A 6,887-nucleotide genomic window follows, 5' to 3' on the forward strand; every position below is an offset into this window, starting at 1 on the left:
ACCCCAATCCACCTGTGGGAGCTGGCTTGCCAGCGAAGGCGGCCTGACAGCCGACCAATCTCTAACTGAAAACACCCAATCCCACTGTGGGAGCGAGCCTGCTCGCGAAGGCGGCCTGCCAGCCGACCAATCTCCAACTGATGACACCCAATCCCACTGTGGGAGCAGGCTTGCCAGCGAAGGCGGCCTGCCAGCCGACTAATCTCTGACTGTTGAGACCTGATCCCACTGTGGGAGCATGCTTGTTCGCGAAAGCGGTCTGCCAGGCACCATGAGTTTCAGGCTGGCAAAAAAAGCCTGGACGCTTTCGTCGTCCGGGCTTTAAAAGTCAAAGGTTCGCAGCCTGCGGCAGCGCCTGCACGAAGTCATTCTTTCAACGGACGTTGAGGTGGGCTCACCCGGAGTTGCTGGGAGCCAGCTTCAGTCGGTCTCACCCGGGTCATGGTGAAAGTCCCCTTGGGCATCAGACGATAGCGATGACTTTTGAACAAGGCCTCGAATGATCCCGTCGCGATGTCTGTTTCAGGGTCATATTTGATGCTAAGGGTCGCCGAGTCGGCGTCTACCGTAGCCATTCCGATGAACCCCGGTGGCGCAGGGATCCAATGGCTGTGTACACATGTCAGCCCTTTTTTGAGGTCATAAACACCTGTGAGAGTCTCATCAGATCGGTAGGGCAGAGTCATCGAGAAAGCAAAATAGTTTTCATCGTCGAAATTCCCTGTTCCACCACTTATGGCCCAATACAACTCGCCCAAAAACTCGTCTTGATAGAAGGAGCTGAATTCCGCTGTTATCCGTTTGCCGCCCAATCTCCATTCAAATTTTTCATCGCGCACCAGTGGCCTTTTTGGAAGAAAAATAGCGTGAGTGGTCATTGTTAAACCTGCCTTTTCGAGTAAGAGGAGGTGTTACAACCGACTGCATTTACGGTTTCTCTTGATACCCGCTCGAACAGGTGGGCGTCTACTGTCAGATCTGACAGGTAGCACCGCAATAAAAAACCCGGAAGCTTTCGCTGTCCGGGTTTTCAGATGAAGCGGCGATCTTGCTTTCAGCGGTTAAATCGCTCCACCAACGAATACTGCGTGTTGGCCGTCTTGGTCAGCTCTTCACTCAGCAGCGCCGAGTTATGCGCCTGTTCCGAGGTCTGGTCCGCCAGTTCCGAAATGTTGCTGATGTTGCGGCTGATCTCTTCAGCCACGGCACTTTGCTCTTCGGTCGCGGCGGCGATCTGGGTGGTCATGTCGGTGATGTTGGCCACCGCTTCGCTGATGCCTACCAGGGCCTGATCCGCTTCCAGTACCCGCGCGACACCTTCTTCCGCCTGGCGATGGCCGGCTTCCATGGTTTGCACAGCGCTGGATGCAGTCTGCTGCAGCTTGGCGATCAGGGCGTGGATCTGCCCGGTGGATTCGCTGGTGCGTTGTGCCAGTTGGCGGACTTCGTCGGCGACCACAGCAAAACCACGGCCCATCTCGCCGGCACGTGCGGCTTCAATCGCAGCGTTGAGCGCGAGCAGGTTGGTCTGGTCGGCGATGCCTTTGATCACGTCGACCACGCCGCCGATTTCGTCGCTGTCCTTGGCCAATTGGGTGACGGTCAGGCCGGTTTCCCCGACGACAACCGACAGGCGCTGGATGGCTTCGCGGGTTTCCCCGGCGATGTCGCGACCGCGACCGGTCAGGCGGTTGGCTTCTTGCGTCGCGTCAGCAGTGCGCTGTACGTGGCTGGCCACTTCCTGGGTGGTGGCGGCCATCTGGTTGACGGCGGTGGCGACCTGTTCGGTTTCCACGCGCTGACGTTCCAGACCGCTGGAGCTGTTGTGCGCCAGGGCGTCGGACTGTTTGGCCTGATCGGTCAGGTGCTCGGCGGTGTCCTGCAGACGGGTCAGGCAGGTTTTCAGGCGCGCTTCCTGGCTGAGGATCGACATTTCCAGACGCGCCTGCGCGCCACGGCTGTCGGTGTACATCTGCGCGATCAGCGGGTCGGAGGTGGTCTGCTCGGCCAGGCGCAGCAGGCGCTTGAGCCCGCGTTGCTGCCATTGCAGGCCCATCAGGCCCAGTGGTACCGACAAACCGGCCGCGAGGGCAAAGCCCCAGTGCGAGTTCAGCGTCGCGCCGATCACGAAGCTCAGCTGGCTGACCAGAATGAACGGCAGCCAGTCCTGCAGCACCGGCAGCCATTTGTCGCTGGAAGGGATCGCCGACTTGCCCTGGTTGATGCGTTGGTAGAGCGCTTCGGCACGGCGGATCTGTTCGGCGGTGGGTTTGATCCGCACCGACTCGTAACCGACCACCTGATTACCGTCGAACACCGGTGTCACGTAGGCGTTCACCCAGTAATGGTCACCGGATTTGCAGCGATTCTTGACAATGCCCATCCATGGCAAGCCTTGTTTCAGTGTGCCCCACATGTGCGAAAACACCGCGGCCGGCACGTCAGGATGACGGACCAGGTTGTGCGGCGCACGGATCAGTTCTTCACGCGAAAACCCGCTGATTTCGACGAAAGCGTCGTTGCAGTAGGTGATCACGCCCTTGGCGTCGGTTGTGGAAATCAACCGCTGCTGAGCCGGGAAAGTCCGTTCGCGTTGTGTAATGGGCTGGTTGTTACGCATGGTTTTTCAATCCGCAAGGCTTTGAAAGGTTGTCGGCGCTGACAGGAAATTATTGAAGTTTTTTTTCAGATATAAGTACGGCGTCGCAAAACGGCTCTTGCTTCAAGCGGCCAGCATCGGATAGGTGAACAGCGCAAAATGCAGCAGGTTCAGCCCGAAATGCGTGGCGATCGCCGCCGCCAGCCCACCAAAACGGTAGGCCAGACCATAGCCGACCCCCGCCAGACCTGCCAGCAGCACCCAGTGCCAGCCTGCGCCCACATGCGCCAGGGCAAAGATCAGCGAGGCCAGCAGCAGGGCGAGGTTTTCGCCGTAAGGCAGGTGCTTGAACAGACGGCTCAAACCGCCCTGTATATAGCCGCGAAACAGCGCTTCCTCGACCAGCGTCACCAACAGCAGATTGTTCAGCAGCCACAGCCACGCCTGATCGGGCCACTTCGGCGCCCAGGCAATCATGCCGAATAGCAGTGCGCCACCCAGGGCCAGGGTTGCGCTCAAGATCAGGCCGAGGACGCTGGCGAATACCGTCAGACGCAGCGAGCGGGCGGCGACGATCCACGGGCAGGCCAAAAGCAGCCAGAAGCCGATCAGCGGTTTGTCCAGATTCAGGTACATCGCGAACGGCACGGCGTCATCGGTGAAACGCATCTTCGCGATGGCCCGACCGTTATCGAACCCCGGCAACCAGTGCAGCGCCAGCGACAGGGCGAGGAAAACAAACACCGCGTGGCCGAGCAACCGCGCCACCGGCACCACCTGTTGGCGCACGGCGAAACCGGCCACCAGCAACAGTCCGAAGGAGATCAGCGCCAGCCAGCCGAGTTGGCCAAAGCTCAGCGCCAATCCGTAACCGAGGCTGAGAAGTGCCAGATAGGGCCATGGCAACGCCTTCATCGAAAGTCCTTGTGCAGAATGGGGGGGGGGGGAAGGGCTTTCTACACGGGTGAGGGCGTGGGGACAAGTAAAGGTGTGGCGGGAAACGGTGACACGCCGCAATCCGTCCTGTAGGAGCTGCCGCAGGTGCGATCTTTTGATCTTGAAAAGCCAAAGTCAAAAGATCGCAGCCYTGCGGCAGCTCCTACAGGGTTCTGAGTGTGGCTGAGGATCAACGCAAGTTGAGTTTCGCCGCCGCCCGCTCGGTGATTTCCGTACGCAGTTTTAACGACGGCGTTGCCCGCAGGCGAGCCTCATCGATGATCGCGCTCGGTGCGGTATCAGGGCTTCCGGAGCTGAACGGCGGCGCCGGCGCATATTCCAGTTGCAGCTGAATCAACTGCGCCGCCTCGGCCCCCACCAGTTCGGCGGCCAGCACCAGCGCAAAGTCGATGCCTGCGGTAATCCCGCCACCGGTAAACAGATTGCCGTCGCGCACCACCCGGTCCTGCACCGCAATCGCGCCGAGTTTCGGCAGCAGTTCGTGATAGGCCCAGTGGGTGGTCGCGCGTTTGCCTTTTAGCAGGCCCGCCGCGCCCAGCACCAGCGAGCCGGTGCACACCGACGTCACATACCTGGCCTGCGCCGCCTGACGCTTGATGAACCCCAGCGTCTGTTCATCCTCCATCAACGGCCCGACCCCGGCGCCGCCGGGTACGCAGATCACATCCAGATCCGGGCAGTCGTCGAAGGTGGTGGTCGGTTTCAACAGCAGGCCGGTGCTGGCGGTGACCGGCACCAGATCCTTCCAGACCAGATGCACCTGCACGTCCGGCAACGAGGCCAGCACATCATAGGGGCCCGTCAGGTCGAGTTGCTGCACCTGTGGAAACAACAGAAAACCGATCTGCAACGCCATGATTCTTCTCCGTGAAAAGGGCTGGACGGCTTCACTGTAGGCGCGTAGGTTTTGGCGCGTACGCCAATCAGCCCACGAATTACGCCAAATGTCGAAAACCATCCACGTTCTCGCGTTCGCCAATGTGCAATTGCTCGATGTTACGGGCCCGTTGCAAGTATTCGCCTCGGCCAACGATATCGCCCGCCAGCAGGGTTTGCCTGCGCCTTACGCGCCAACAGTCATCGCCAGCGGCGGCGGCGCGGTGAACGCTTCCGCCGGGTTGGCGATGCTGGCCGAGCCGCTGCCGAAGCAGCCCAGCGATACCCTGATCATCGCCGGTGGCTGGGGTGTTTACGCGGCTGCCGAAGACGCTGAATTGGTGAGCTGGGTGCGTGAACATGCCGGTGGATGCCGGCGGGTTGCCTCGGTCTGCACCGGCGCGTTTCTGCTGGCGGCCAGCGGCTGGCTCGACGGTCGCCGGGTCGTCACCCACTGGACACGCTGCGAACAACTGGCGCGGCAGCACCCGCAATTGCAAGTCGAGCCCAATCCGATCTTCATCAACGACGGCCCGGTCTGGACCTCGGCGGGCGTCACCGCCGGCATCGACCTCGCGCTGGCCATGGTCGAAGACGACCTCGGTCGCGACATGGCCCTGGACGTCGCCCGACAATTGGTGGTGTTCCTCAAGCGCCCGGGCGGGCAGTCGCAATTCAGCGTGACGTTATCACTGCAAAAACAAGGCAACCGTTTCGATGATTTGCACGCCTGGATCGCCGAACACCTCACCTGCGACCTCGGCGTCCCGACCCTGGCCGAACAGGCTGGCATGAGCGAACGCAGTTTCGTCCGGCACTACCGCGCCGACACCGGCCAGACCCCGGCCCGCGCCATCGAACTGATCCGCGTAGAAACCGCGCGGCGTCTGCTCAGCGACACCGGGCTGCCGGTGAAACGCATTGCGGCCAATTGCGGGTTTGGCAGTGAAGAAACCTTGCGCCGCAGCTTTCTGCGGACCATGGGCGTGACGCCGCAGGCGTATCGGGAGCGGTTTTCGGTCAGTGCTGGAGCAGATCCAGTAATGCCTTGAGGGTTTGCTGCGGTGCTTCTTCGGGAATGTTGTGGCCGACACCGGGCAGCACGCGCCTTTCGTACAGCCCGGTGAAGTGCGCAATGTCTTCATCGACTTCCGGCGCCGGGCCGACCCCATCGTCGGCACCGCACAGTGAGATCGTCGGTACGCTGATCGGCGGTTGTTTGATCAACGCGTCTTCCATCCATTGCAGTGCCGGATCGCCTGCGGCATACATGAAGCGATGACGGTAGGAATGAATCACCACGTCCACGAAGTCCGGGTTGTCGAAGGCCGGCGCGCTCAGCGGATAACGTTCGGCGTTGCGTGTCCAGGTCGGTGACCACAAGCTCCAGAGCAATTCACATAGCGCCCGCCGGTTTTGCGTCAGGCCCGCGACGCCTCGAGGCGTGTGGAAATAGTACTGGTACCAATAACGGTGCTCGGTCTCGGGATCCAGAGGCCGGGTCGAATTGGCGATGTCCTGCACGTTATAGCCATCCCCCGTCACCAGCCCACGTACCCGCTCGGGAAACAACGCCGCAACAATGCACGCTGCCCGACCGCCCCAGTCGTAACCGCAAAGCGTGGCGTGTTCGATACCCAGTGCGTTCATCAACTCCAGCAAATCCTGGGCGAGGGCTGCTTGCTGGCCGGAGCGCAGTGTTTCGGGGTGGTTGAAGCGGGTCGGCCCGTAACCGCGCAGATAAGGGACGATCACCCGATAACCCTCGGCGGCGAGGACCGGGGCGATTTCGTCGTACGCCCGAGGCGAGTAGGGGAAGCCATGCAGCAAGATGACCGCGTCGCCAGTGGACGGGCCGTGCTGTTCAAAGGCAACGGTCAAGTTCGGTGTCAGTATGCGTTGAATGTCAGACACGGCAGACTCCACAGCAATTGGGCGTCAGGCAACACTAGACCATTCCGTTGTGGCGAGGGAGCTTGCGCCCGCCGGGTTGCGAAGCGACCCCATACTTAAATGCACTGCTGCGCAGGCCTGCGGGAGCAAGCTCCCTCGCCACAGGGGAAGCGTCACTTGTCGGCGTTCCTTCTTAAGCCTCGGCTTCCGCCACCTGATTGAAATACTTCGTCCGATCCGGGGTAAACGTCACCCGCATCTTCGTCCGTGAGCAGGTCAGCGAGCGCTCTTCAGCCAGATCAATATCCAGATCCTCGCCCCGCAAGCCCTGCCACTGGGCGAGGTATTTCAGCGAGCCGTATTTCTCGTTTTTCTTCAGGCTGCGGCTGACGCCACCTTTCCAGCCGAGTACTGGCAGTTCACCGGCGAGGCATTGTTGCGCGAGGTCGGGGAAGCGGCTGGCGCGCTGGCGGCCGATTTCCCAGCACTTGATCAGCCTTTGTCGGCGGCTTCCCAGAGTTGGGTGCGGGTCAGGCCGGTGCGCAGGGGCGTGGCGATGGGG

6 protein-coding genes and 1 pseudogene are annotated in these 6,887 nt (G+C 61.1%); 1 reads left to right on the plus strand and 6 read right to left on the minus strand.

Features of this window, described 5'->3' with window-relative positions; genetic code table 11:
* Window positions 1-365: 365 nt before the first annotated feature.
* From HT737_RS24855 to inhA, 4 genes are all read right to left on the minus strand, one after another.
* Window positions 366-878, minus strand: coding sequence for a hypothetical protein (locus HT737_RS24855; protein ID WP_182404187.1), 513 nt, complete (start codon window positions 876-878; stop codon window positions 366-368).
* 176 nt (window positions 879-1,054) lie between these two features.
* Complete coding sequence (locus HT737_RS24860) at window positions 1,055-2,620, minus strand: PAS domain-containing methyl-accepting chemotaxis protein (protein WP_003223402.1); 1,566 nt, start codon at window positions 2,618-2,620, stop codon at window positions 1,055-1,057.
* 102 nt (window positions 2,621-2,722) lie between these two features.
* A complete protein-coding gene (locus tag HT737_RS24865; RefSeq protein WP_182404188.1) occupies window positions 2,723-3,514 on the minus strand; it encodes a CPBP family intramembrane glutamic endopeptidase in 792 nt (263 codons plus the stop codon).
* Between the two features lie 211 nt (window positions 3,515-3,725).
* Window positions 3,726-4,412, minus strand: a complete 687-nt coding sequence (inhA, locus tag HT737_RS24870) for an isonitrile hydratase (RefSeq protein WP_182404189.1) — start codon at window positions 4,410-4,412, stop codon at window positions 3,726-3,728.
* 88 nt (window positions 4,413-4,500) lie between these two features.
* Between inhA and HT737_RS24875 the strand changes: the two genes are divergently transcribed.
* Window positions 4,501-5,484, plus strand: coding sequence for a GlxA family transcriptional regulator (locus HT737_RS24875; protein ID WP_182404190.1), 984 nt, complete (start codon window positions 4,501-4,503; stop codon window positions 5,482-5,484).
* Here the strand turns inward: HT737_RS24875 and HT737_RS24880 are convergent.
* Together HT737_RS24880 and HT737_RS24885 are read right to left on the minus strand one after the other, a co-directional pair.
* Window positions 5,453-6,346: an alpha/beta fold hydrolase gene (locus HT737_RS24880; RefSeq protein ID WP_182404191.1), complete on the minus strand. Its 894-nt coding sequence runs from the start codon at window positions 6,344-6,346 to the stop codon at window positions 5,453-5,455. The two genes, HT737_RS24875 and HT737_RS24880, sit on opposite strands and share 32 nt — an antisense overlap.
* Before the next feature lie 172 nt (window positions 6,347-6,518).
* Window positions 6,519-6,883, minus strand: a pseudogene (locus tag HT737_RS24885) (hypothetical protein).
* Between the last annotated feature and the right edge of the window lie 4 nt (window positions 6,884-6,887).

The organism is Pseudomonas sp. MD195_PC81_125 (genome assembly GCF_014060985.1).
In the GTDB taxonomy this organism is placed as follows: Bacteria; Pseudomonadota; Gammaproteobacteria; order Pseudomonadales; family Pseudomonadaceae; genus Aquipseudomonas; species Aquipseudomonas parakoreensis.

Excerpts from the sequence above, each read along its gene's own strand:
- HT737_RS24855 (WP_182404187.1), bottom strand. The coding sequence starts at position 878 with ATGACCACTCACGCTATTTTTCTTCCAAAAAGGCCACTGGTGCGCGAT.
- HT737_RS24860 (WP_003223402.1), bottom strand. The coding sequence starts at position 2,620 with ATGCGTAACAACCAGCCCATTACACAACGCGAACGGACTTTCCCGGCT.
- HT737_RS24865 (WP_182404188.1), bottom strand. The coding sequence starts at position 3,514 with ATGAAGGCGTTGCCATGGCCCTATCTGGCACTTCTCAGCCTCGGTTAC.
- inhA (WP_182404189.1), bottom strand. The coding sequence starts at position 4,412 with ATGGCGTTGCAGATCGGTTTTCTGTTGTTTCCACAGGTGCAGCAACTC.
- HT737_RS24875 (WP_182404190.1), top strand. The coding sequence starts at position 4,501 with ATGTCGAAAACCATCCACGTTCTCGCGTTCGCCAATGTGCAATTGCTC.